Annotated in this window: 21 protein-coding genes and 1 pseudogene; 14 read left to right on the top strand and 8 right to left on the bottom strand. The window is 61.5% G+C overall.

All coding sequences use genetic code 11. The features are described 5' to 3' along the window. Nucleotides 1-120: 120 nt before the first annotated feature. Nucleotides 121-513, bottom strand: coding sequence for a response regulator (locus DHV10_RS26565; protein ID WP_239462065.1), 393 nt, complete (start codon nucleotides 511-513; stop codon nucleotides 121-123). A gap of 174 nt (nucleotides 514-687) precedes the next feature. On the opposite strand from DHV10_RS26565, the gene DHV10_RS26560 reads away from it, so the two are divergent. Next, nucleotides 688-1695, top strand: coding sequence for a hypothetical protein (locus tag DHV10_RS26560; protein ID WP_204101546.1), 1008 nt, complete (start codon nucleotides 688-690; stop codon nucleotides 1693-1695). Between the two features lie 134 nt (nucleotides 1696-1829). Here DHV10_RS26560 and DHV10_RS26555 read toward each other — a convergent pair whose 3' ends face one another. From DHV10_RS26555 to DHV10_RS26540, 4 genes are all read right to left on the bottom strand, one after another. Further along, the gene (locus DHV10_RS26555) at nucleotides 1830-3020 is read right to left on the bottom strand and encodes a thiolase family protein (RefSeq protein ID WP_109489459.1); all 1191 of its coding nucleotides are present in this window, start codon (nucleotides 3018-3020) and stop codon (nucleotides 1830-1832) included. 118 nt (nucleotides 3021-3138) lie between these two features. Beyond that, nucleotides 3139-3750: a hypothetical protein gene (locus DHV10_RS26550; protein ID WP_162601931.1), complete on the bottom strand. Its 612-nt coding sequence runs from the start codon at nucleotides 3748-3750 to the stop codon at nucleotides 3139-3141. 57 nt (nucleotides 3751-3807) lie between these two features. Beyond that, nucleotides 3808-6264, bottom strand: coding sequence for a 3-hydroxyacyl-CoA dehydrogenase/enoyl-CoA hydratase family protein (locus DHV10_RS26545; RefSeq protein ID WP_109489457.1), 2457 nt, complete (start codon nucleotides 6262-6264; stop codon nucleotides 3808-3810). A gap of 92 nt (nucleotides 6265-6356) precedes the next feature. Beyond that, nucleotides 6357-6863, bottom strand: a complete 507-nt coding sequence (locus DHV10_RS26540) for a GNAT family N-acetyltransferase (protein WP_204101545.1) — start codon at nucleotides 6861-6863, stop codon at nucleotides 6357-6359. 155 nt (nucleotides 6864-7018) lie between these two features. Between DHV10_RS26540 and DHV10_RS26535 the strand changes: the two genes are divergently transcribed. The 6 genes from DHV10_RS26535 (at nucleotide 7019) to DHV10_RS26510 (ending at nucleotide 13633) form a co-directional block, all read left to right on the top strand. Continuing rightward, complete coding sequence (locus DHV10_RS26535; RefSeq protein ID WP_239462064.1) at nucleotides 7019-7528, top strand: DUF3592 domain-containing protein; 510 nt, start codon at nucleotides 7019-7021, stop codon at nucleotides 7526-7528. 68 nt (nucleotides 7529-7596) lie between these two features. Continuing rightward, complete coding sequence (locus DHV10_RS26530) at nucleotides 7597-8550, top strand: cation diffusion facilitator family transporter (RefSeq protein WP_109489455.1); 954 nt, start codon at nucleotides 7597-7599, stop codon at nucleotides 8548-8550. A 27-nt stretch (nucleotides 8551-8577) separates the two neighbouring features. After that, entirely contained in the window at nucleotides 8578-10758 is a 2181-nt protein-coding gene (locus DHV10_RS26525) for a CocE/NonD family hydrolase (RefSeq protein WP_109489454.1), read from the top strand. Between the two features lie 19 nt (nucleotides 10759-10777). Then, nucleotides 10778-11329: a cupin domain-containing protein gene (locus DHV10_RS26520; RefSeq protein ID WP_109489453.1), complete on the top strand. Its 552-nt coding sequence runs from the start codon at nucleotides 10778-10780 to the stop codon at nucleotides 11327-11329. Nucleotides 11330-11555: 226 nt separating this feature from the next. Continuing rightward, entirely contained in the window at nucleotides 11556-12629 is a 1074-nt protein-coding gene (prfA, locus tag DHV10_RS26515) for a peptide chain release factor 1 (RefSeq protein ID WP_109489452.1), read from the top strand. Next, nucleotides 12629-13633, top strand: a complete 1005-nt coding sequence (locus tag DHV10_RS26510; RefSeq protein WP_109489451.1) for a N5-glutamine methyltransferase family protein — start codon at nucleotides 12629-12631, stop codon at nucleotides 13631-13633. Before prfA ends, DHV10_RS26510 begins: the two co-directional genes overlap by 1 nt. A gap of 228 nt (nucleotides 13634-13861) precedes the next feature. Here the strand turns inward: DHV10_RS26510 and DHV10_RS26505 are convergent. Continuing rightward, nucleotides 13862-14419: pseudogene (locus DHV10_RS26505) on the bottom strand (transposase); the annotation flags it as partial. Between the two features lie 116 nt (nucleotides 14420-14535). On the opposite strand from DHV10_RS26505, the gene DHV10_RS26500 reads away from it, so the two are divergent. The 4 genes from DHV10_RS26500 (at nucleotide 14536) to DHV10_RS26485 (ending at nucleotide 18282) form a co-directional block, all read left to right on the top strand. Beyond that, entirely contained in the window at nucleotides 14536-15582 is a 1047-nt protein-coding gene (locus tag DHV10_RS26500) for an NAD(P)-dependent alcohol dehydrogenase (protein ID WP_109489450.1), read from the top strand. A gap of 183 nt (nucleotides 15583-15765) precedes the next feature. Beyond that, on the top strand, nucleotides 15766-15870 hold the full coding sequence (locus DHV10_RS26495) for a translocated intimin receptor Tir (RefSeq protein WP_109489489.1): 105 nt from the start codon (nucleotides 15766-15768) through the stop codon (nucleotides 15868-15870). A gap of 129 nt (nucleotides 15871-15999) precedes the next feature. After that, on the top strand, nucleotides 16000-17292 hold the full coding sequence (locus DHV10_RS26490) for a GRP family sugar transporter (protein ID WP_239462063.1): 1293 nt from the start codon (nucleotides 16000-16002) through the stop codon (nucleotides 17290-17292). Between the two features lie 51 nt (nucleotides 17293-17343). Next, entirely contained in the window at nucleotides 17344-18282 is a 939-nt protein-coding gene (locus DHV10_RS26485) for a carbohydrate kinase family protein (RefSeq protein ID WP_109489448.1), read from the top strand. Here DHV10_RS26485 and DHV10_RS26480 read toward each other — a convergent pair. Beyond that, nucleotides 18279-19751, bottom strand: a complete 1473-nt coding sequence (locus DHV10_RS26480) for an APC family permease (RefSeq protein WP_239462062.1) — start codon at nucleotides 19749-19751, stop codon at nucleotides 18279-18281. The two genes, DHV10_RS26485 and DHV10_RS26480, sit on opposite strands and share 4 nt — an antisense overlap. Before the next feature lie 206 nt (nucleotides 19752-19957). Between DHV10_RS26480 and DHV10_RS26475 the strand changes: the two genes are divergently transcribed. The 3 genes from DHV10_RS26475 (at nucleotide 19958) to DHV10_RS26465 (ending at nucleotide 22812) form a co-directional block, all read left to right on the top strand. Beyond that, a complete protein-coding gene (locus DHV10_RS26475; RefSeq protein ID WP_109489447.1) occupies nucleotides 19958-21166 on the top strand; it encodes a glycoside hydrolase family 27 protein in 1209 nt (402 codons plus the stop codon). A 127-nt stretch (nucleotides 21167-21293) separates the two neighbouring features. Next, nucleotides 21294-21695, top strand: coding sequence for a hypothetical protein (locus DHV10_RS26470; RefSeq protein WP_109489446.1), 402 nt, complete (start codon nucleotides 21294-21296; stop codon nucleotides 21693-21695). A 91-nt stretch (nucleotides 21696-21786) separates the two neighbouring features. After that, the gene (locus DHV10_RS26465; protein WP_109489445.1) at nucleotides 21787-22812 is read left to right on the top strand and encodes a radical SAM protein; all 1026 of its coding nucleotides are present in this window, start codon (nucleotides 21787-21789) and stop codon (nucleotides 22810-22812) included. Nucleotides 22813-23066: 254 nt separating this feature from the next. On the opposite strand, the gene egtD is transcribed toward DHV10_RS26465, so the two are convergent. Next, entirely contained in the window at nucleotides 23067-24047 is a 981-nt protein-coding gene (egtD, locus tag DHV10_RS26460; protein ID WP_109489444.1) for an L-histidine N(alpha)-methyltransferase, read from the bottom strand. Nucleotides 24048-24053 lie beyond the last annotated feature (6 nt).

The raw sequence follows: 24053 nt of genomic DNA, 5'->3' as shown, positions 1-24053 counted from the left end.
ATCCCGACCGCAGGCCGTTCGCGTCGCGAACGGCCGAAGTGGAGGGGTCCGCAGTTGCGCTTTATAGAATGGTGCCTCTTCGGGACCTAGAAATGATTGCCCCGCATCTGGCCGCACTGCCTAGTCCGCAGCCCCAACCGCGCGCGACATCCCTTGCTGAGGCATCGACTCCCCCAGCAACTCCGCGATCTTTCCCAGGAGCTCCAGCGGGTGTACCGGCTTCGCAAGAATGTCGAAACAGTGCCCCTGCTCACTGGCTTTCGCCAGCAGATCGCTCGTACCCGCCTGACCGGAGAAGAGCAGAACGCAGCACTTGGGATTCACCTCTTTAACCTTGATTGCAAGTTCGATGCCGTTGAGCTTCGGCATCATCACGTCGGTGAGCAGAAAGTCCGGCTTCTCCGAGTGCGCTGCCTCCGCCGCATCCGTCGGATCCACGAACGACCGCACCGCGAACCCGCGGCTCAGAAGAATCAATTCGAGCGTGGACGCGATGACGTCCTCGTCATCCACGACAAATGCTACGGTCCGACCTGAATTCGAAGAGCCCATGAATGCGGTAGCGATCGATTTGAAAATCCGAGAACACCCTACGGCGCGAAGGCGCAGCTCACCGCAAGAATGGCTTCTCAGGTTTAGGATGCCGAATGAACCGGAGTGGGTTGCAGGATTGGTTAGGATCTCTGTGTGAACACTCGACCTGCCTTGGATACTTTGGACTGGCTCCTCGCCTCCGACCCCGCGGTACGCTGGCAGACGCTGCGCGATCTGACCGAGGCTTCAGGCGACGAACTCGCCGCCGAACGCGCGAGGATCCCGTACGAAGGCATCGGGGCTGCGATTCTCTCCACGCAGCATTCCAACGGCGCATGGCGTCGCCCCGATACCCCCGCCTGGCTCACGACCCTTTTCACGCTTCAGCTCCTTCGCGCCACGGGAGCAGATCCCGCCAATCTTTCAGTCGCCTCAGCACTCGCCCGCGCCGAATCCAATCTGCGCTGGAACGACTACCCCGGCTTCTGGGATCTCCGTTCCCCCGACTTCGGCCCCGCTCCGGCCGATGGCAAACACGGCTGCGATCCCGGCGGCAATCCCTTCTTCCGGGGCGAAGAAGAGCCCTGCATCAACGGCGGAGTCCTCGCCTTCGGCTCTTACTTCGGCCATCCGAACGACACTCTCGCCCGTCGCCTTCTGAACGGGCAACTCCCCGACGGCGGCTGGAACTGCGATGCGCCCAAGAGCAAAGTCTCCTCGTATAACACCACCATCTGCGTCCTCGAAGGTCTGCTCGAATACGAACGCGCTCTCGGCCCCGCACACCCGATTACAACCGAAGTCTGCGCCGCCCGCCATCGCGGCGAAGAGTATCTCCTCGAACGCCATCTCTTCCGGCGCCTCTCCACTGGAGAAGTCGCGAGCCCGGACTTTCTCGAGCTCGCCTTTCCGCCCCGCTACCACTACGACATCCTCCGCGCGCTCGACCACCTCCGCGCCGCTGGTCACAATCCAGCCGACCCGCGCCTTCGCGACGCCATCCAGATCCTCAAGAGCAAACGTCAGTCCGACGGCCGCTGGCTCCTCGACCGCTCTTACGATGAAGCCATCACCATCTCCACGGGCGAAACCACCGGCCAACCCAGCCGTTGGAACACCCTCCGCGCCCTGCGCGTCCTCCGCTGGTTCGCCAGCCACTAGCCGCAGGCTGTGCCGGGTTCTGTGCCGGTTTGCCACCCACTCAGCCACGGGCTGTGCCCCATCCATTCGGCTGCTTTTGCCGAATGGGTGGGATCGCAAACGCTGACTGCCGGCTACCGGCTACAGGCTACTGGCTACTGAGACGCCAGAAGCTCAAACACCCCCGCCGCACCCTGCCCTCCCCCCACGCACATCGTCACCAGCCCGTAGCGCACACCGCGCCTCCGCATCTCGCTCAACAGAGTCGCCGTCAGCTTCGCGCCGGTGCATCCCAGCGGATGCCCCAACGCCACAGCCCCGCCATTCACGTTCACCTTCTCTGGATCGAGCCCGAGTTCTTTGATCACCGCCAGCGCCTGCGCCGCGAACGCCTCATTCAACTCCACCAGCCCGATATCCTCCAGCCTGAGCCCAGCCTTCTTCAGCGCCTTTGGAACCGCATACACCGGCCCCATCCCCATCTCCTCCGGCAGGCACCCCGCCACCGCGTACGCAACCAGCCGGCCAAGCGGCTCCACTCCAAGCTCCTTCGCGCGTCCCGCCTCCATCAGCACCGCGGCAGCGGCTCCATCCGAGGTCTGCGACGCATTTCCCGCCGTTACCGTGCCCTGGGCGTGAAAAACCGGCTTCAATTTCGCCAGCGCCTCCGCCGTCGTGTCCGCTCTCGGCCCCTCATCCGCCGAGAATGTGCTCTCCGTTGTCACCGGCTTCCCTGCCTTCGTTCCCGGAGCAGCCATCGTCACCGTCACCGGCACCAGTTCATCTTTGAACTTCCCTTCAGCCTGCGCCGCCAGCGCCTTTCTGTGGCTTGAGAGCCCAAATGCGTCCGCATCTTCACGCGAAATCCCGTAGCGCTTCGCGACCCTCTCCGCTGTCAGGCCCATGGTCAGCAGCGCCGCAGGATAGTTCTCCGCCAGCCACGGGTTCGGACGAGGCTTCAGCCCTCCCATCGGCAGCAGACTCATCGACTCCGCCCCGCCCGCCACCACCACCTTCTGCGTCCCCGTCCTGATGCGCATATCCGCCTGCGCAATCGCCTCGAGTCCTGACGCGCATAGCCGGTTCACCGTCATCCCCGGTACGTCGGTCGGCAACTGTGCCCGCAGCGCCGCCATGCGCGCCATATTCCACCCCGACTCGCCCTCCTGCTGCGCGCACCCAAGGATCACATCCTCCACCTCCGCCTTCTCCAGGCCGCTCACCCGGCCGATTGCATCGTTGATCGCCAGCGCCGCCAGATCATCCGGACGCGTCGTCGACAGACTTCCCTTGGGCGCGCGTCCCACCGGCGTACGTACCGCGCTCACCACCACTGCTTCAGTCATCGAGATTTGCTCCTGAACTACAGATGAACGGCGAAGAATTTGGGCCCCCACGTCTCCCTCCTTTGGAGACGTGGGATGAGAGACGATTAGCCCCTCTCCCCCACTACGGTCAACTCGCCTACTCCGGCACGTCCAGCTTCGTCCACTCCTCATGCGCGTAGAAGTGGTACACCGTCTTCTGATTCAACACCGTATCTGCGAGCCCATCGTGATCGACCGCCGGAGGATGATGTTCCAGTCCCGACTGCGCCTCTCTCACCTGCTTCGGCGTTACAGAATCGATGCCCCAGTCAAATCCGTAAACGCCACTCGAGTCATGCCGCTGTATCCTCTCCAACTCCGGCGCCGACGCCACTATCATCGCCTTCCCGGGCTTTCGCGCAAAGAACACCAGCAGTTCCACAGTTCCGTGCGTCGAACATAGCGCCGCCCAATCCGACGATCCCGCCCTGTCGAAGCTCGCATTGATCACGTTCTCCGGCCGATGCGCCTGGTAGGTCTGCGGTATCAGGCACCCTCGTTGTGTCAACGTCTCAGCCACGGCAGCTGGCAAATCGGGAAACGAATCGACCGGCAGTCGCCGAATCAGATACGAGACTGCCTTCCCATTCACATTCGTCTTGCCCGCCGCATTGAAGGATTGTGCATTCGTCGTGACAGCCGAATCCTGTGCTTTCACGAATAACGAAGCTGAGATCAGCCCGATCGAAATGCCCGCTGCGATCTTCATCGCACCTTCTTCAGGCCCATGCACGGCGCAGCCGCCGACCGGCTCATTCACGCTCGTCTAGTTGCGCAGTGGTTTGCCGGTTTTCAGTGTATACGCGATGCGCTCCTGCGTCTTGCGCTCGCCGCACAACGACAGAAACGCCTCACGCTCCAGTTCCAGCAGATACTGCTCGGTCACCAGCGAACCCGCCGTCACCTTTCCGCCGCACAGAATGTACGCAACCCACCGCGCCACCTTCATATCGTGCTCTGAAGCGAACCCCGCCTCTCCCATGAGAAAAATTCCCGTATTCAGCACGCCCAGCGAGGCCGTCCCCGGCGCGGCCACCGTCCGCATCTGCGGCGCAACATACCCCGCCTCCGCCAGCGCAATCGCCTGCGCCTTGGCATCGGGCAGCAGCCGCTCCCGATTCATCGTGATCCTGTCCGAATCCGAAAACAGCCCCAGCGCTCGTCCCTCCGCGGCCGAAGTCGACACCTTCGCCATCGCAATCGTCTCCAGCGTCCTTTTCAGCGCCGAATTCATCTCCGCCGATTGCGCAAACCTCGACGGCGGATCCTTCGGATCAGGAGCCCCCAGTGCCTGCGCCGCATCCACCGCGCGCAGCAGCATCTCCTTCGTCCCGCCACCGCCCGGAATCAACCCGATCCCCGTCTCCACCAGCCCGATATATGTCTCCGCATATGGCTGCCGTCGCGCCGCGTGCAGACAGATCTCAGCTCCGCCGCCCAGCGTCAGGTTGAACGGCGCCACCACCACCGGCCGCGGGCAGAACTTCACCGCCGAGCACATCTGCTGGAAGGTCCTGATCGCTCCCTCGACCTCCTCCCACTCGCCCTCCTGCGCCCCCAGCAGCAACTGCATCAGATTCGCGCCCACGCTGAACCGGTCTCGATCGCCGCTGATCACAAAGCCGCGAAAGTTCTTCACCGCATCCGACGCAGGGTTCAACACCGACGAAATCATCGCTACCACGTCGCCGCCAATCGCGTTCTTCAGCGAGTGCAGCTCGATGCATCCGATCCCGTCGCCCACATCCACCAGCGATGCTCCGGGATTCGACTTCACCACCCCGTTGCTCCGGCGAAAACCAGCCACGCGCCCGTGGCCCGGCTGTTGCACGATCGACTCCCACTCTCGCGACGTCGGGTTATAGCATTGCGGCCCATCCGGCGAATACCACGAAACCCTTGCCTGCTCCGGAGCAGAATCGAGCAACCCTTCGGTTGCCGGACTCACAGCGACCCCCATCTCCCGCATCCGCGCAACCGTCTCGCGCACACCGGCCGTATCCCACAGCTCGAACGGCCCAAGCTCCCAGTTGAATCCCGCCCGCATCGCCTCATCGATCGAAGGCGCATCGTTCGCCGCCTCGCCAATCCGCTCAGCCGCAAAATTCCATAGAGTCGACAAGAACGGCCAGAGGAAACGCGCGGTCTTGTCCTTCTTCGGATCATTGGCCAGCAGCAGCTTCAGCCTTTCCTGCACGGTGGCCGCATTCTTCGCCATCTCCAGCGCGGGGAGATTCGCCTTCTCGAGTGGCCGGTAATCAAACGTCTTCAGGTCCAGAACAAACCTCTGCTCTTTTCCATCCGCGCCGCGCGTTTTCCTGTAGAAACCCTGCCCGGACTTATCGCCCAGCCAGCCGCGCTTCACAATCTCCTGCAGCACTTCTCCAAACCCGCCTGGCGTTACTCCCTGCGGGAAGTTCGCCGCCACATGCGCCAGCACATCGATTCCCACCATGTCCGCCAGCCGGAACGTTCCCGTCCGCGGAAAACCCAGCACCGGCCCTGTCAGCGCATCCACATCCTCGATGGTGAGTCCCTGCTCCAGCATCAGCGCTGCAGCCGTAAACATCACCATCACGCCGATTCTGTTTGCAATAAAGTTCGGCGTGTCGTTGGCAAACACCACTTGCTTACCCAGCGCGCGATCGGCAAACGTCGCGAACGCCGCCACCAAGCCCGCATCGCTCTCCGCAGTCGGAATAATCTCCAGCAGTTGCATATAGCGCGGCGGATTAAAGAAGTGAGTTCCAAAAAATCTCTCGCGATGCGACTTCAGTCCCGCCGCAATCTTCGCAATCGGCAAACCCGAAGTATTCGTCGTCAGCACAGCCTGTGGTGCAAGCTGCGCCGCAACCTTCTCCAGCAGCGCCCGCTTGATCTCCAGATTCTCAGCGACCGCCTCGATCACCCAGTCGCACTGCTTGAGCTTCCCCAGATCGTCTTCAAAATTCCCCGGCGCCACCATCGGCGCGAGCGACGCCTCGTAAAACGCCGCGGGCTTAGCCTTCGCGAGAGCCACCAGCGCCTTCTCTGCCAGTTCATTCCTCGATCGCGCACCCTCCGGCACCATGTCCAGCAGCAGCGCAGGAACTCCAGCATTCGCCAGGTGCGCTGCAATCCGCGACCCCATCGTCCCGGCACCCAGCACCGCCGCGCGCCGCACCAGCAAGGGCTGTGCTGCAAATCGATGGATCACGTTTGTCGCAGGTGCAGCAGCGCTCATGTCATATCCTCACGCGTCCGAAACAGGCCCCGCAGTCGCCCCGAGAATACGAGCACCCGCTCCAGCGGTCAAGGCGGCCGATGAACGCAAGATTAATCCCGTTGCAATCGGTACAGCACATGCCGCCGCAGCGGATGTCCCTCGGGCAGAGCCGGATGATCGAAGTCGTCCGCCGGATCGCGAGTCATTCCGATCTTCTCCATCACCCGCCGCGAACGCATATTCCCCACCGTAGTGAATGACACAATCTCACCAATGCCTACATCCTCAAACCCGTACTTCACAACCGCCCGTGCGCCTTCCGTCGCCAGTCCGCGCCCCCAGTGCTCTGCCGCCAGTCTCCAGCCAACCTCAACACACGGCGTGAATGCCGCTTCGAACCGCGGCACCGACAGCCCGATAAACCCGATGAACTGGCCCGTCTCGCACAGCTCTGCCGCGCACCAGCTGAACCCACGCTCAGCCTGATGCGCCTCGATCCGGTCCATCAGCGCATCGCTCTCCTCGCGCGACAATGTGCCCGGAAAGAACTCCATCACTCGCGGGTCGGCGTTCATGCGCGCAAACGGCGCCCGGTCCTCTTCGCGCGGCCTCCGCAAGATCAGGCGTTCCGTTCGCAGGATTTCCCCCGTCTCGACCATTTCGTCAAGCAGTGTAGACGACCGACTGCTCCTTCACACCACCGCCCAACAAGCAGTACCTTCGGTTCCTTTCAGACTCCCTCCCTGTGGTACACAGAAACCCACTCTGCGGTATGCTCGAATTGGGAAATCTTCAACCGTTCCTTGCAATGATCCTCTTCAGCAATCGAACCACATGGGAAGCTGCCGCCGGAGTCACCCTCGTCGCCGGTTTGGCCGCCGGCGCAGTCCTCTATCTCCGGCGCAAGAAGCCGACGGAAGAGGAGTTGGAACGTGCGCGCCGCAAGATGCTCTCCCAGACCGGACGCCTCGTCGACGGTATGCTGCTCGACATCCGTGAGCTGACGCTGGATGACGGCCGCCCGCTCACCCTGCTCGAGTACAAGTACCGCAGCGCCGGCGTTGACTATGAGTGCTCCCAGGATGTCAGCACCTTGCTTACCATCGTCGATCCCGCTGAAGTGCGTGCCGGATACCCCTGCACCGTCCGCTACCAGCCCGGTAACCCGCAGAACAGTATCGTCCTCGCCGAATCCTGGTCCGGCCTCCGCTCCAGCCTGCCCGTCTACCCCGCCGCCGCCAAACGCGCCAGCCTCGGCAATCTCACCGCCGACCGCGGCTAAGCTCCCGGTTCCCAGTCTGCTCGTACCCTTGTTCCCTCGTCCCCTGTCTTTCCATCTAAACTGGCATCATGCACGTCCACGCCGCGCCCGCCCCGGGCGCCTCAAGGACACAATCCGTACTCCGCTTCTCCCTCGTAGCAACCCTGGCCTACGTCGCCATCACCTTCATCTTCGGGCTCCGCGCCCACTCTCTTGCGCTCCTGTCTGAAGCCGGCCATAACGCCTCCGACTTCCTCGCCCTCCTGCTCAGCTTCGCGGCCGTCTACTTCCAGACCCGTCCTGCCGACAACTCCAGGACCTTCGGATACCAGCGCGCCGGCGTTCTGGCTGCTTTTGTGAACGCGGCAACCCTGGTCGTCATCTCCATTTGGATAGGCATAGAAGCTATCCACCGCCTCAGCTCTCCCGTTGCCGTCCAACCCAAGCTGATGATGGGCGTGGCCGCGGCCGGTGTCGTCATGAACGGCGTCATAGCCGCGCTCCTCTGGGGAGTCGCCCGCGACGTCAACATGCGCAGCGCCTTCCTTCACATGGCCGGCGACACCCTCTCCACCGCCGCCGTTATCGCCGGAGGCGCGGCCATCCTCTTCACCGGCCACACCTGGATCGACCCCGTTCTCTCGCTCATCATCGCCGCTCTCATCCTGTGGTCCAGCATCGACATCGTCCGCGAGACACTGAACATCCTTCTCGAAGGAACTCCCCGTGGCATCGAGCTCACCCAGATTCGTTCTGGCATGGAGGAGGTCGAAGGCGTCATCAACGTGCACGATCTCCACGTCTGGAGCCTCGGCTCGCAGAGCCACGCGTTGGCCTGCCACGTGACCATCTCCGACATTCCCCCCTCCGAGAGCGAATGTATTCTGGTGAAGTTGAAGCACGTCCTGCGCGACCACTACAACATTCACCACTCAACCATCCAGTTCGAACATCAGGGTTGCCCGGAACTGGAAGGCTGCGTCGTACCCATCGAGGATATGTCGAGCACCGCTGCTCACAGCCACCACGGCCACGCTCACTAGTACGTACGAAACAGGAGGTCACCCGCTTTGACTCGCTCCCGAGTTTCTGCTGTCGCTCTGTGTCTTGCGCTCTCGTTCCCCGCCGCAAACCTGATCGCCCGCCCAGCTTCCCCTCAGCCGCGCGAAACGCAATCGACCCCGTCCAGCAGCCTCGAAGCCCTCTCCGGCGAGTACACCAACCCCATCGAGCCCGACGTCCCCTACAGCTTCTATGTAAAAGACGGCAAACTCGTCGTCGAGTCCGATCGCCTCGTCCCCACCGTCCTGACGCAAAACTCCCCCACGGACTTCGCCGCTCCCGTCACCCGAATCACGATGAAGTTCACCGTTGACGCCTCCGGCCGAGGCGTCTCCCTGGTCTCTTCCAACAATCCCGATGCAACTTTCAAGCGCACCGGCGACGCAGTTCACCACGTCTTCCACGACTACCAGGCCTCCGACGTGATGATCCCGATGCGCGACGGCATCAAGCTTCACACCATCATCCTCAAACCCTCCGACATCACCACGGCCCTCCCGTTCCTCATCCAGCGCACGCCCTACGGAGCCGACGGCACAACTCGTATGTCCTTCTTCGGCGGACGACCCGAACTCGCCCGCGACGGCTACATTTACGTCGAGCAGGACATTCGCGGCCGCTTCAAGTCCGAAGGTGTCTTCGTCATGAGCCGCCCCCAGGAAGATCACAAAGATCCAAAGGCCATCGACGAAAGCACCGACGCTTACGACACGGTCGCATGGCTCCTCAAGAACATTCCCGGCAACAACGGCCGCGCCGGCTTCGTCGGCACCAGCTATCCCGGCTTCCTCGCCATGGAAGCCGGGATCGATCCGCATCCGGCCGTCAAGGCCATCTCACCGCAGGCCCCCATGATCGACGTCTGGAAGGGCGACGACTTCTTTCATAACGGCGCCTTCCGCCAGACCTACGGCTACGACTATGTCTGGGGCATGGAAGCCAGCAGTAAAAAGAACAGCGACGTCAGCTATGGCAAAGGCAAAGACGGCAAATCAAACGACGGCTACGACTTCTTCCTCGAGCGCGGCTCCTTCGCTGAAGACGTGCAGCGATCCGGAGTCAAGCCGCCATATCCGACCTGGAAGCTCTTCCTCGATCACCCCAGCTACGACGTAGTCTGGGCGTCCCGCGGCGTCGAAAACCATCTCTCCGAAGTCGCCGTGCCCACGCTCAGCGTTGGTGGCTACTACGACCAGGAAGACATGTGGGGTCCCCAGGAAGAGTACAAGTCCCTTGAACCTCATGACTCGAAGAAGGAGAACTTCCTCGTCCTCGGCCCCTGGCGGCACGGTTATTGGTCTTCGTCCTCGCGTCACCTCGGGAACCTCAACTACGGCGAGTCCATCGGCACCGAGTTCCGCAGAGACATCGAGGCGAAATTCTTCGGCCACTTTCTTAAAGACGAGCCCGGCTTCGACCTCGAAGACACCGCCAGTTTCCAGACCGGCTCCAACACCTGGAAGCGCTACTCCCACTTCCCGCCCGAACAATCCCAATCCACCGCGCTCCATCTCACCGCCAATGGCGCCCTCAGCTGGACCGAACCGAAAGAGCCCGCCAAGACAACCTACGTCAGCGATCCCGCAAATCCCGTCCCCTATCGCCATCGCCCCATCCAGCCCACCTACAGCCAGGGCTCCGAGTGGTTCAACTGGCTCACAGAAGATCAGCGCTTCGTTGCCGACCGCAAAGACGTCGCAACCTTCAGGCTGCCCGCCCTCAAGAAAGACCTGGTTATGACCGGCGAAGTCATTGCCGACATCTTCGCCTCTACCACCGGCACCGACAACGACATGGTCGTGAAGCTTATCGATCAGTACCCCGACGATGACCCCGACCCGAAGATGCGCGGCTATCAACTGATGATCAACGAAGAGATCTTTCGCGGCCGCTACCTTCAAGGCTTTGACAAGCCCACCCCCATACGCGCCGGCACCATCCGCGAATACCGCTTCAGCCTTCACGCCGCAGATCACGTCTTCAAGGCTGGCCACACCGTCATGGTCCAGATCCAGAGCACCTGGTTCCCGCTCTACGACCGCAATCCTCAGACCTACGTGAAGAACATCATGCTGGCCAAACCCGAGGATTACAAACCAGCCACCATCACCATCTACTCCGAGAAGGACCACGACTCAAACCTGCAGGTCCCATTGATCAACGCCTGCGACCACATCGACTGTTTCTAGATCGAGGAGCAAGATTACCATGAACGCACCCGACGACATCCGGCGATCCCTTCTCCTCGGAATCGGAGGATTCGCCATGAGCTCTGCCCTATCTGGCCATTCAGCAGTTGGGCAGCCATCGCCCCATCAAGGCGGCGCACTCAATCCGGAACAAGGCGAACACCTCATCCACTTCCGCGACGGCGGCAACATTTTCATTAAGGTCAGTGCCGCGACCGGCTCCGAGCGCTACGCCATCGGCACGCAGCAAATTACCGTGGGTGCCGGCGTTCCTGTCCACCGCCATTTCGAGATGGAAGAGTCCTTCTACGTCCTCGAGGGCAGCGGCTTCTTCATTCTCCAAGACGTGCGCCATGCCATCCAGCAGGGCTCAACCATCTTCATCCCCAAGAACCACTGGCATGGCTTCGCCAACCCCGACCACGAACTCCTCCTCTTGTGGATCGTCTCCCCTGCCGGTCTTGACGGCTTCTTCCGCGAAACCTGCTCCCCTCCCGGCGCACCCCGCAAGCAGCTCACCCGAGACCAGATCCACCAGATCGCCCTCAAATACGGCACCGAATTCAAATAGCTGAAGGCTGCATCTACCCCCGGATCCGGGTGCTCCATGTCTCCTTCCTCTGGAGACACGAGAGAGAAGCTGCTCGATTTGACTCTCGCGGTAGAATAGGAACAGCGCAATGATCCTCCACCAGCCAATACCGGCTCTCCTTTAGCGGCTCCCGCCGCCAAGACTCTGCTGCGCATTCCTTTCAGTCTCAGATCCACTCCAAAACACAAGAGCCCGGAGGGCCCACATGCTGGACCGCCTTGAACAAATGGAGCAACGCTACAACGACCTGCAGGCGCAGTTCGCGTTGCCGGAAGTCCTGAACGACCACGAGAAGTACCAGAAGGTCGGCAAGTCCCTGCGCGAAATTGAAGAGCCGGTCGAAAAATACCGCGAACTCAAGCAGGTCACCCAGGGCCTTGCAGACGCGCGCGCCATGCTCGCCGAATCCGACCCCGATCTCCGCGCTATGGCCGAGGAAGAGATCGCCGCTCTCGAGCCGCGCAAATCCGCCCTCGAAGACGAACTCCGCATCCTCCTCCTCCCCAAGGACCCCAACGACGAGAAGAACGTCATCCTCGAAATCCGCGCCGGCACCGGCGGCGATGAAGCCTCTCTCTTCGCGGCCGAAATCTTCCGCATGTACACCCGCTTCGCCGAGCAGCACCGCTGGAAGGTCCAGGTCACGGATCTCTCCGAATCCGGCGTTGGCGGATACAAGGAAGTCATCGCCATCATTGAAGGCGATCGCGTCTACTCGCAGCTCAAATGGGAGAGCGGAGTCCACCGCGTGCAGCGCGTGCCCGCCACAGAAACCCAGGGCCGCGTGCACACCTCAGCCATCACCGTCGCCGTCCTCCCCGAAGCCGAAGATGTCGACGTGAAGATTGAAGCTAAAGACATCCGCATCGATACCTTCTGCTCTTCCGGTCCCGGCGGTCAGTCCGTCAATACGACCTACTCAGCTGTCCGCATTACGCACCTGCCCACCAACACTGTCGTCAGCTGCCAGGACGAAAAGTCGCAGATCAAGAATCGCGAGAAAGCCATGCGCGTCCTCCGCACCCGTCTCTACGAAGTCGAGATGGAGCGCCAGAACGCGGAGCTCGCCGCCGCCCGCAAGTCGCAGGTCGGCTCTGGCGACCGCAGCGAGAAGGTCCGCACCTACAACTTCCCGCAGAACCGCCTTACCGACCACCGCATCGGCCTCACCCTCCACCAGCTCGACCTCATCATGGAAGGCCGTCTGCAATCCGTAGTCGACGCGCTCGTCGCTCACTACCAGGCCGAGGCGCTCAAAGGCGATACTCAGGCAGCCTGATGAAACTCCGTGAGTGGCTCCAGTACGGCGAGGGCCTCCTCGCCGACAGCCCTCACCCCGAACGCGCCCGCCGCGACGCCGAGACCTTGCTCCTCCACCACATAGGCAAAAACAAAGCCTGGCTCATGGCGCATGGCGACGACGAGTACGCCGGCTGCTCCTCGATTGGCTACGCCGCTCTCCTCGAACGCCGCTGTAAAGGCGAGCCCATCCAGTACATCATCGGCGAGTGCGAGTTCTACGGCCTGCCGTTCCACGTCACCCCCGACGTCCTGATCCCCCGCCCCGAAACCGAACACCTCGTCGAAAAAATCCTCGACCTCACCAGATCCCCGGGTGCCCCAGAACTCTCTTCTGAGACCCGCAAAAACGCGGGTGCCCCATGTCTCCCGGTTTTGGAGACATGGGATACAGAGAACCTCGACCAACCCCCAATCCCGAGTGCCCCCGGTCCCTCCCTTTTGGGGACCGGGGAAACGACGACCCCCGGCCACCCAGTTCGCATCCTCGACATCGGCACCGGCTCCGGCGCCATCATCGTCGCCCTCGCCACCCAACTCCCCAACGCCGTCCTCACCGCCATCGACATCTCCGAACCCGCTCTCTCCCTAGCCCGCAGAAACGCCACCCGCAACAACATCGCCAATCGAATCCGTTTCCTTCAAGGCGACCTACTCGCCCCCGTCGCCGGAGAGAAATTCGAAATTATCGCCTCCAACCCGCCTTACGTCCCCAACACCGATCGCGCCCTCATTTCAGTAGAAGTCCGCGAGCACGAGCCCCACGTCGCCCTCTTCGGAGGCCAGGACGGCCTCGAAATCTACCGCCGCCTCATCCCCGCCGCCTACAACGCCCTCGTCTCCGGCGGCTATCTCGTCCTCGAATTTGGCTTCAGCCAGCAACCCAACATCGAATCCCTCCTCACCTCCGCAGGCTTCCAGCAGATCGAGTTCACCCACGACCTCCAGGGCATCCCCCGCATCGCCTCCGCCCGCCGCCCCTGAATCGCATCTCATTACCTCGTCACCTTGTCCCCTCGTTCCCTTAATTCGCGCCGTCAGGCGCAGTGTTCGTTAGCCCCGCGCTTCAGCGCGGGGTAAATACGCAGAAGATCTGTAGAGTCCCGTAGCGACTGTCTGTTTTGTCAAGGGGTTGGTGGAAAAGACGGCGGCGGGGCGCCTCGGAAAACGGATTTCGTTTTCCGCTTTCCCACAACCACGGCGGCTGTTTGATTAAATTCCGGCCTCGGCCGTGATGGCGCAAACAGGAGTGGCATGCATTCGCCGTCGCACTTCTCTCGCCTTGGCATTGAGACGGACGAGCAGTTTGTGCGCCAATGCGATGCGGACGACTTTAGGCGGTTTGCCGGCAGCTCGCAGCCGCTTCTGAAAGAGGACGAAGTCAGGCTCGTAACGACCCACGACGCTGGCCACGATGAAGAGGATCTCGCGTACTGCGGCGCGTCCTCCACGCACGGCACGCTTCCCCTGGTGCTTACCTGAGTCATTTGCCAGAGGGGCAACTCCGGCCAGCTTGGAGACGGTCTTGTTCGACACCATGCCGATCTCCGGCATCTCGGCCATCAACCGCGCTACCGTGCGATCGGCCACACCTTTGATCGTGCGAAATGCATGGTTGAGCTCCCGCCACAGCGGGTCTTGCTCGATCAGCTTGGTGATGCGCTGCTCCAAATCTCGAATCTGGTGCTCCAGCACTTCCAGAATCTTGTTGAACGATCTCAACACCGCCCGATCAGTGACCAGCCGCTGCTGATTCAGCTGCACTACGCGAACAGCCGCTCATTCACAGATACAAGGGACGGCGGATCTCGACAACAAACACCCACCTCTGTGGACCACCCCTCCCGACCCCGTCATTTAGACTCGTCTCCGGAAAGGAACACTTCATGCCGCAATCCAAAGGCTTTGCCGCGACCGACCCCAAAACTCCCCTCGCTCCCTACAGCTTCAGCCGCCGCGAACCCGGCCCCACTGAACTCGCCATCGACATCCTCTTCTGCGGAGTCTGTCACTCCGACCTCCACATGGCTCGCAACGAGTGGGGCCAGTCTATCTATCCCATGGTCCCCGGCCACGAGATCGTCGGCCGCGTCACCGCCGCCGGCAAAGAAGTAAAGAAATTCAAAGCTGGCGATATCGCCGCGGTCGGCGTCATCGTCGACTCATGCCGACACTGCGCCCCCTGCGACCGCGGCGAAGAACACTACTGCCTTGAAGGCGCCACCCTCACCTACGCTGCCAAAGACCGCGTTGATGGCTCCATCACCATGGGCGGCTACTCCAGCAACCACGTGGTCGACGAGCGCTTCGCCCACACCGTTCCCGCGAACCTCGACCTGGCTGCTGTTGCGCCTCTGCTCTGCGCCGGAATCACCACCTACTCGCCGCTCCGCCACTGGAACGTAGGCCCCGGCAAAAAGGTCGGCATCGTCGGACTCGGCGGACTCGGCCACATGGGTCTCAAGTTCGCGCACTCCTTCGGCGCGCAGACCATCCAGTTCACCACGTCGCTCAAGAAGAAAGACGACGCCATCAAGCTGGGCGCCGACGAAGTCATCGTCTCCACGGACGAAGCACAGATGAAGAAGCACGCCGGCACCTTCGACTTCATCCTCGACACCGCCTCCGCTCCCCACGCGCTCGAGCCATATCTCAGCCTGCTCAAGCAGGACGGCACGCTCGCTCTCGTTGGCCTCCCCGATCAGCCGCCCAGCGTCTCCGTCTTCAGCCTTATCACCAAGCGCGCCTCTATCGCCGGCTCCATGATTGGCGGCATGCCCGAAACGCAGGAGATGCTCGACTATTGCGGCAAGAACAACATCACCGCCGACGTCGAAGTCATTCCCATCCAGCAGATCAACGAAGCCTTCGAACGCATGCTCAAGCAGGACGTGAAATACCGCTTCGTCATCGAAATGTCCACGCTGAAGTAGTCGACTCAGTCTGGGTGATGGGTGCCCCATGTCTCCCGTTTTTGGAGACATGGGATTCAACTAACCTTCTCCAGCAACGGGGGCCCCATTCTAAACAGTCCGTCAGGACTGTTTAGGGTGGGAGACGAGAATGTCGAGACTGAAATCCTGATCTATGATCAACCCCGCACCCGAGGTCACCACATGAACGAGACTCAACGCCTCAAGGCCGTCCTAACCGACTCGCACTTCCTGATCCCCGTCCTCGTCTTCTGCTTCGGACTCGCCGTTCTCATCGCCCTGCACTAACCCACGTTTGTTACCCTGTTCCGGTCTCACGCTCCACGGAAAGGACCTCACGATTGCATGGGTGCCCACGGTCCCTCGCTTTTGGGCACCGGGGACACGGGTTCCACGGAAAGGACACTCTCAACCCAGATGCCCTCGACGGCTCGCACCAACCCACCCGTAATCCTCCCCTCGATTCACGGCCTCGGCGTGCTCTGCGCGCTCACTGCCGGAGTCTGGCTCGGAGCCGCAGAAGCTCCTACCAAGCTCGTCAATTCCGGCCTGTCTCCTTACGCCATCTCCCTCTGCATGGTCGCTGGCGTTTTCACCGCCCGCTGGACAGTCCCCACAATGCTCAAGGGCACGCGCAACGTCTTCGCGGACCTCTCCGAGCATCGCCATCTCATCCCCATTGCAATCCTCGCTGGAATGCTCTGGGCCGTCGCTAATACCCTCACCGTCTTCGCCATCCGTGATGTCGGCCTCGCCATTGCCTTCCCCCTATGGAACACCAACTCCCTCGTCGGCATCCTCTGGGGCCGTCTGCTCTTCGGCGAACTGAAAGGCGCCAGCCGCCAGAACATCGCCAAAGTCGTCCTCGGCGCTCTGGCCATCGTTGCCGCAGCCATCATGCTCGGCTTCAGCACCATCTCGGCAAACAGCTCGCATCCGCAGCGCGCCATTGGCGGCATCCTCGCAGCGATCGGAGCAAGCCTGCTCTGGGGCACCATGTATGTCCCCTACCGCAAGGCCTACATCAGCGGCATGAACCCGCTCTCCTTCGTCACCGTCTTCACCATCGGCGAACTCGGCACCATGTTCGCGCTCGTTCTCGCATTCGATGGCGGATCGCACGCTGCAGTCTTCCACTCCAGCGAGGTCCGCCCTCTGCTCTTCTGGCTCTTCCTCGGCGGATTCGTCTGGGTCATCGGCGATCTCTTCCAGCAATACGCAACCAAGTATCTCGGCATCGGCCGCGGCATCCCCCTCTCCAACACCAACCAGATGTGGGGACTTGCCTGGGGCGCGCTGGTGTTCGGCGAACTCTCCCACGCCAGCTCATCTCACTGGATGCTCGTCGTAGCCGGCTCCATCGTCATGATTCTCGGGGCCCTTGCTGTCTCCACCGCTGTCGCCACCGAAAAAGAAAAAGCTTCCATGCGTCAAGCCGTTGTCCGCGAGTGCGCCCGCTACGAACTCGACTACGACCGCATCTCCGAGCTGCACGCCAGCTCATCCGACTCCGATCGCCCTGGTGGCCGCGCCTGGTGGGATTTCATTATCATCGGCGCCGCTATCGCCGTCTTCATCTGGCTCGGGGTCAACGCGCAGGTCCCCACGCTCAGCATGAACTACACTTGGATCGCCATCCTCAGCGTCGTCCTCGTTATTTCCGCATCCATCAGCTCCTGGGTGCTCTGGAAAGCAACCCGCTTCGATTGAGCGGCAACCATCACCTCAGGCGGCGAATTAACGCCTATACAATTACCTGAGATGTCTGGTGCGCAAAAGGTCGACCTCGTTGGCGTGGGATTGAACGCAATCGACACCCTCATCCCGCTTCGGCACTTTCCCGCCAGTGGCTCCAAAACCGAGTACAGCAACGCCAGCATCATGCCCGGTGGTCAGACTGCGACCGCCATCGTCGCCTGCCAGACCTGGGGACTCGAAACCCGCTACATCGGCAAAGTCGGCGAAGACGACGCCGGCCGTCTCCATCAGCGCGAATTCGAGCGCACCGGCGTCGATGCCCGCCTCATCACCGTTCCCAACGCCGCCAGCCCGCAGTCGCTCATCATCGTCGACGAAGGCGGCGAGCGAACCGTCCTCTGCCGCCGCGACGAACGCCTGCTGTTGCAACCCGCCGATCTCAAGCGCGAATGGATCGTCAGCGCCCGCGCCCTTCACGTCGACGGCTTCGAAACCGCAGCCGCAACGCAAGCCACTGCTTGGGCACGCGAAGCCGGCATTCCGGTCATCGCCGACCTCGATGAAACCTACCCCGGTGTCGACGACCTCATCGCCAACGTCGACTACCTCATCGTGAGCCGAGATTTCCCGTCACGCCTCACCCGCGAGCGCAACCTCGAGCAAGCGCTCCGCAAAATCAAGAATCGGTACGGCTGCAAGCTCGCCGCTGCCACGCTCGGTGCCGACGGCGTCATCGCCTGGGACGGTGAAGACTTCCACCTCAATCCCGCCTATCACGTTCCTGTCACCGACACCACTGGCGCTGGTGACGTCTTCCATGCTGGCTTCATCTACGGCCTTCTTCAGGAGTGGCCCCTCGTCCAGCAGCTCGACTTCGCCTGCGCAGCCGCCGCCCTCAACTGCACCTGCTCCGGCGCTCGCGGCGGCATCAAGAACGTCGAAGCCATTGAAGACCTGATGGCGAATACGCCCCACTACGACATCGCCAACGCCGCAGACTAGTCCGCCCCCGCTTCGAACTCCGCGTCCCTTTCCAGCACATCAGACCGAACCGTTCGCGTCCGCATCTTGTAGAACGTCACTGCGACCAGGTTGCTCACCAGCAGCGTACCCACGATCTTCACCGCATACGAGAGCGGATTCGCGACGCTCACAAACGGATACGCCGAGATCATCAGGCTGAACAGCGTCGCGCCCAGCCCCACCACCGATGTCCACTTCAGCCAGCGCGGCAGTGTCTTCCGCAACCCCGCCGCTCCCACCAGCGGAATCGCGAACATCGCAAGGTACGCCACCTCATAGTGCGTCAGGCTTGCGTTTGACAGCACCTGAAATGCTTCCTGCGCATGCACGCCTGCCGTCGCCAGCACCACCATCACAACCAGCAACCCTGATGTACACAGAATCGAGTTCACCGGCGTCTTCCACCGCTCATGCAGCCGCGTGAACCACGCCGGGATCATCTCGTTCCAGCCCACCGCCAGCGGCAACCGGCTCACACCCGTCATCAGGTACGAGACGGCTCCCAGCAGCCTCATCTCAAGCAGCAGAATCGCCGTCATCGCGAACAGATTTCCCGCCCCCTCATTCCCCAGCGCGATTCGCAGAGTCTGCGGAATCGGTGCGATGAAGTTGATCTGGTCCCGCGGCACAAACGCCACCACCGTGCCCGTCCCCAGGATGAACATCAGGCAGATGATCGGCGAGGCAATCCACACCGATTTCGTAATCGTCTTCTCAGGGCTCTTGCTCTCTCCGGCAAGAATCGCGATGTACTCAAGCCCGCACAGCGCGCCGAACATCATCTGCCCGAACATCGCCAGGGTACGCAAATCGTGCGGCGGCATTTCAAACGACAGCGGCGTCCAGTGCACCGGCACATGCCGCACCACCGCCCACGGACCGAGCCCGATGAGCGCAACGAACACCGCCATAATCGCGACCGCTCCAGCATTGTGGATCCACTTGCCGATCTCTAAGCCGCGGATCTCCGCCGCGGTCAGCAGCACAATGAGCACCGTCACAATGGCAATCGAAACGACTCGATTTTCGGGCAGCCACGCACCCCTCGGGCCCACCAGATACGCCACCTCCGACGGAATTCCATACAGAATCGAAGCCGTCACCGCTATGCCGTAAAACCACAAATTCCATGCCGTCAGGAATCCGCCCAGATTTCCAAACGCCTTCTGCGCCCAAATGTAAAGTCCGCCCTCCAGCGGCATCGCGCGGTTCAGCGCGATCACCGACCCCGCCATCGGCAGATAGAACGCCACCATGGCGCCCAGCCACATCAGCGTCTGCGCCTTGCCCAGCCCGGCCGCAACGCCCACCCACATGGTGCCGACTACGCAAAGCACCTGCGAAAACACGAGATCGCGCAGCCCAAGTTGCCGTCGCAGTTGATGCTCAGCCTTCGAAGCGCTCTCATCTTCACCCATCGTTCCCGCATCTTCGCACGCCATCGCCATCGCAGTCCTCAGGAATCTCCGATAGGTAGAAAGTAGAAGGTGGGTGCCCCAGAGCCTGCCCTGAGCCTGCCGAAGGGTCTCGATTCTGAGACCTGGGAGTGGTGCTGACCTAGGTAGTACCGACGCGGTTGAGAATGATTGTCAAAACCCGCATCATCCCCTTACTATTCTCGTCTGTAATCGTTTTCACTCGAGGAGTCCCGCCAATGCAACCACGCCTTTCCTCGCTGTTCACTGCCGCTCTCACCCTCGCTCTCATGGCCTCGTCACCCGTGACTAAGGCGCAGTCAGCCCAGGTAGCCCAAACCCCGCCCATGGGCTGGAACAGCTGGAACTACTTCGCCGGCAAAGTCACCGACAAAGACATCCGCGACTCCGCCGACCAAATCGTCTCCACCGGCATGAAAGACGCCGGCTACATCTACGTCAACATCGACGACACCTGGGAAGGCGAGCGCGACGCCAACGGCCTCCTCCATACCAACTCCAAGTTCCCCGACATGAAGGCCCTCGCCGACTACGTTCACTCCAAAGGCCTCAAGCTCGGCATCTACTCCTCGCCTGGCCCAAAAACCTGCGCCAACTACGAAGGCTCCCTCGGCCACGAAGAGCAGGACGCCAGGATGTACGCCGAGTGGGGCATCGACTACCTCAAGTACGACCTCTGCTCCTTCATCCCCGCTGTCATGCAGAAACAGGCGCCGCACGACAAAGCCGCGCAGATGAAGCTCATGATCGCCGCCTACGACAAAATGTCCAAGGCGCTCAAAGCCACAGGCCGCCCCATCGTCCTCTCCCTTTGCCAGTACGGCTGGGACTCTCCATGGGAATGGGCTCCCGAGCTCGGCGGCAACCTCTGGCGCACCACCGGCGACATCGAAGCCAAATGGCAAAGCATCTGCGACATCCTCGAGCAGCAGAAGGGCCTCTACTCCTACGCAGGCCCCGGCCACTGGAACGACCCCGACATGCTTGAAGTCGGCAACGGCAAGCTCTCCCTTGCCGAAAATCGCCTTCACTTCTCCATGTGGGCCATGCTTGCGTCGCCGCTTCTCGCCGGCAACGACCTCCCGCACATGAAGCCCGAGATCAAGGCCATCCTCACCAACAAAGACGTCATCGCCATCAACCAGGACCCACTCGGACACCAGGCTCGCTACATCTATAGCGGCGGCCAGGTCGAAGTCTGGGAGCGCGATCTGAAAGGCGGTGCGAAAGCCATCGCCATCATCAACATCGGCAGCGATCGCGTTTCAACCCATCCCTTCCATCTCGACCTCAAGCAGCTCGGCCTGCACGGCGCCCAGCACGCCAGAGAACTCTGGACCGGCAAGGACGTGCAGCTCGCTGACAATATGAGCTTCGAAATCGACAGTCACGACGTACGCCTCTTCCGCATCGACTCTGCGAAATAGGCGCGAATCTGCGGCTCGTTCAGTATCCCCACGCTCAGCGTGGGGATACTTGCCTCCGGGAACATAGAAGGTGCTCTGCTTGATTCACAAGCCACCTATCCCTGTGCGGTAGAATCCAAAGACCAGCGTGATCCAGCCACCTATCTTCGCGCGGGCTAGGCTCGAAGCCCTGATTGCCAGAGCTCGCTCGGCTGCGTGTCTCAGCCGGCTGCTTCTTCTCTTCATCGCTCTTGAAGCACTCACAATGCCCATCACGCAGGGCATCTGGTCGTGGGACAAGTTCCTCCACGGCGGCCAGGACTTCGAACTCGGCCTCCTCATCATCGTCACCTGTCTCTGCCTGGTGTTGCTCCGCGTTCAGCAAAATCGATGCCGCCTCGGATGGCTCTCCGTTTTCAGAGCGCTGCTCATGAGCGCTTTGGCGCACATCGCCTTCTCCCCGTCGGCTCCCGTGGAATCGTTCGAACACCGATCGCAAATTCCATCACTGCCCAGCCTTCCTGCTCTCCGTACTCCCCTATTGATCTGATATCTCCGCGCGTCGGGCCCCTTTCCGGTAGCTGATCCATCGCTATCTGTCCCCTCGGAAAGACCAACCGTATTTGCACGCCGGAGTTTTCATGAAGACGTCTGAAGTCCTTCACGCCTGGTCCAGGATCCTGACTGGCCATGCCCCAAACCTTTCCATCGAAATCACTAAGGAGTGCCCGCTCCGTTGCCCCGGCTGCTACGCCTTCGATCCCGCACACCTCGGCGGTGACTCGCAATTGCGCGAGCTCTCTGACTTCCGCGGCGACGAACTTGTCGCAAGAACCCTCGCTGTAATCGACCGTTACAAGCCGCTCCACGTCTCCATCGTCGGCGGTGATCCCCTCGTTCGTTATCGCGAGCTCGACCAGCTCATCCCGCAGATCGACGCCCGCGGCATTCACACCCAGGTCGTCACCAGCGCGTTCCGTGTAATCCCAGCAGCCTGGGCGCAGTACAAGCGCCTCAACATCGTGGTTTCCATTGACGGCCTCGCACCGGAGCACGACGTCCGCCGCAAACCAGCCACCTACGAACGCATCCTCAAGAACATCGCCGACGCGCACATCAACGTCCACTGCACCATCACCTCGCAGATCGCCGACCGCCCGGGCTACATCGAAGAGTTCCTCGACTTCTGGTGCGCTCGCACTGAAGTCGTCAAGGTGTGGTTCAGCCTCTTCACTCCGCAGCGCGGCGCAACCGAGATCGAGATTCTCTCGCCAGCTCAGCGGGCCACCGTCATCGCGGAACTGAAGCGCCTGCGCCCCCGCTTCCCAAAGCTGGAGATGCCCGACTCCCTGCTCCGCGAGCTCTCAACTCCGCCGTCCAACCCAGACCAATGCATCTTCGCCCGCACCACACGCACCATCTCGGCCGATCTCAAGACGCGAGTGACGCCGTGCCAGTTCGGCGGCGACCCCGACTGCTCACAATGTGGATGTATCGCTTCGATGGGCCTCGCCGCAGTCGGCCATCACAAAGTGATCGGAGGCATCACTGCGGGGGACTTCTTCTTTCTTTCCGACAGAATCGGCAAGCGCTGGAGCAGCTTCCGTGAGAGTCTCTCACCCTCACCCGCTCAACCTGAGCCATCGCCGTTCACAATCGTTCAGTAACAATGGTGAATTGTAAGCAACTCGGGTGCCCCGGTCCTCGCACTTGGGAACCGGAGAAAATCCTCACCTCAACATCATTTCGGGTGCCCCATTCTAAATTGGTCGTCAGACCAATTTAGGGTGGGATCGAAAAGGTCTATGTCCATTCGCGGCCCACTCATCGCGCGATGATTCAACATCATTCGGGTGCCCCATTCTAAATTGGTCGTCAGACCAATCTAGGGTGGGGAGCGAAGAAGTCGCGAGCAAGAGAATCACACCGCTCTCGCCAGCACCACCGCAAACCACCCACGCTCATCCGTCCACGTCACTTCCGGCGCAAACCCGGTCTTCGCCAGGAGCGCTTCCGCAGCACCCTGCTTGTACTTATAGCTGTTCTCGGTGTGGATGCTCTCCCCCATCTCGAACCCGACACGCAGATCGATGCCCGGCAGCCAGACCTCCTGGCTTTTCGCGCTCACCAGGTGCATCTCCATCCGCGACTCGGTCGAATTCCACACTGCTCGATGCCCAAACGTCGCAAGATTGAAATCCGCATCCAGCTCCCGGTTGAGCCGCGTCAGAATGTTCCGGTTGAACGCTGCCGTAACCCCACCTGCGTCGTCATACGCAGCCTGCAGCACCGCTTCGTCCTTCGCCAGATCCACGCCGAGCAGAAAGCAGTCGCCCATGTCCATTGCCGCACGCACGCGCTCAAGCAGCATCAGCGACTCACCCGGCTCGAAGTTCCCGATGCTTGATCCGATGTACATCAGCAAGCGGCGCTCTTTCGGCAGCGTCGGATCCAGCTCCAGATCCTGGGTATAGTCCTGCACGCGCGGGCATACGATCACGCCCGGCAGCTCATCCTCAATGCGCAACTGCGCCTCGACCAGCGCGCTCGCCGACACATCCACCGGCTCGTAGAAGACGGTATCCTGCCGATCAGCCGCAGCCGTTAGCAGCAGTCGGGTCTTGTCCGCCGAACCTGCTCCCAGCTCCACGATCCGCAGCACCTGTTCTCCCGCAGCTCTGGCCACGATCTCCGTTGCGTGCTTCGCCAGAATCGCGCGCTCCGTCCGCGTCACGTAGTACTCGGGAATGCGCGTGATCTCGTCGAAGAGCCTTGACCCCGCCGCGTCATAGAACAACCACGACGGCAGCCACTTGGGGCGGGACATCAGTCCCTCGTAAACCGCCGCAGCGATCTTGTCTGAAATGTGAATCTTTGCTGGGGAAATCGGGGTCGTGGTCATGCAGGT

Source organism: Occallatibacter savannae, from assembly GCF_003131205.1.
Classification (GTDB): Bacteria; Acidobacteriota; Terriglobia; order Terriglobales; family Acidobacteriaceae; genus Telmatobacter; species Telmatobacter savannae.
Note: the sequence above shows the minus strand (reverse complement) of the source record. Positions and strands in the feature narration are given on the sequence as shown.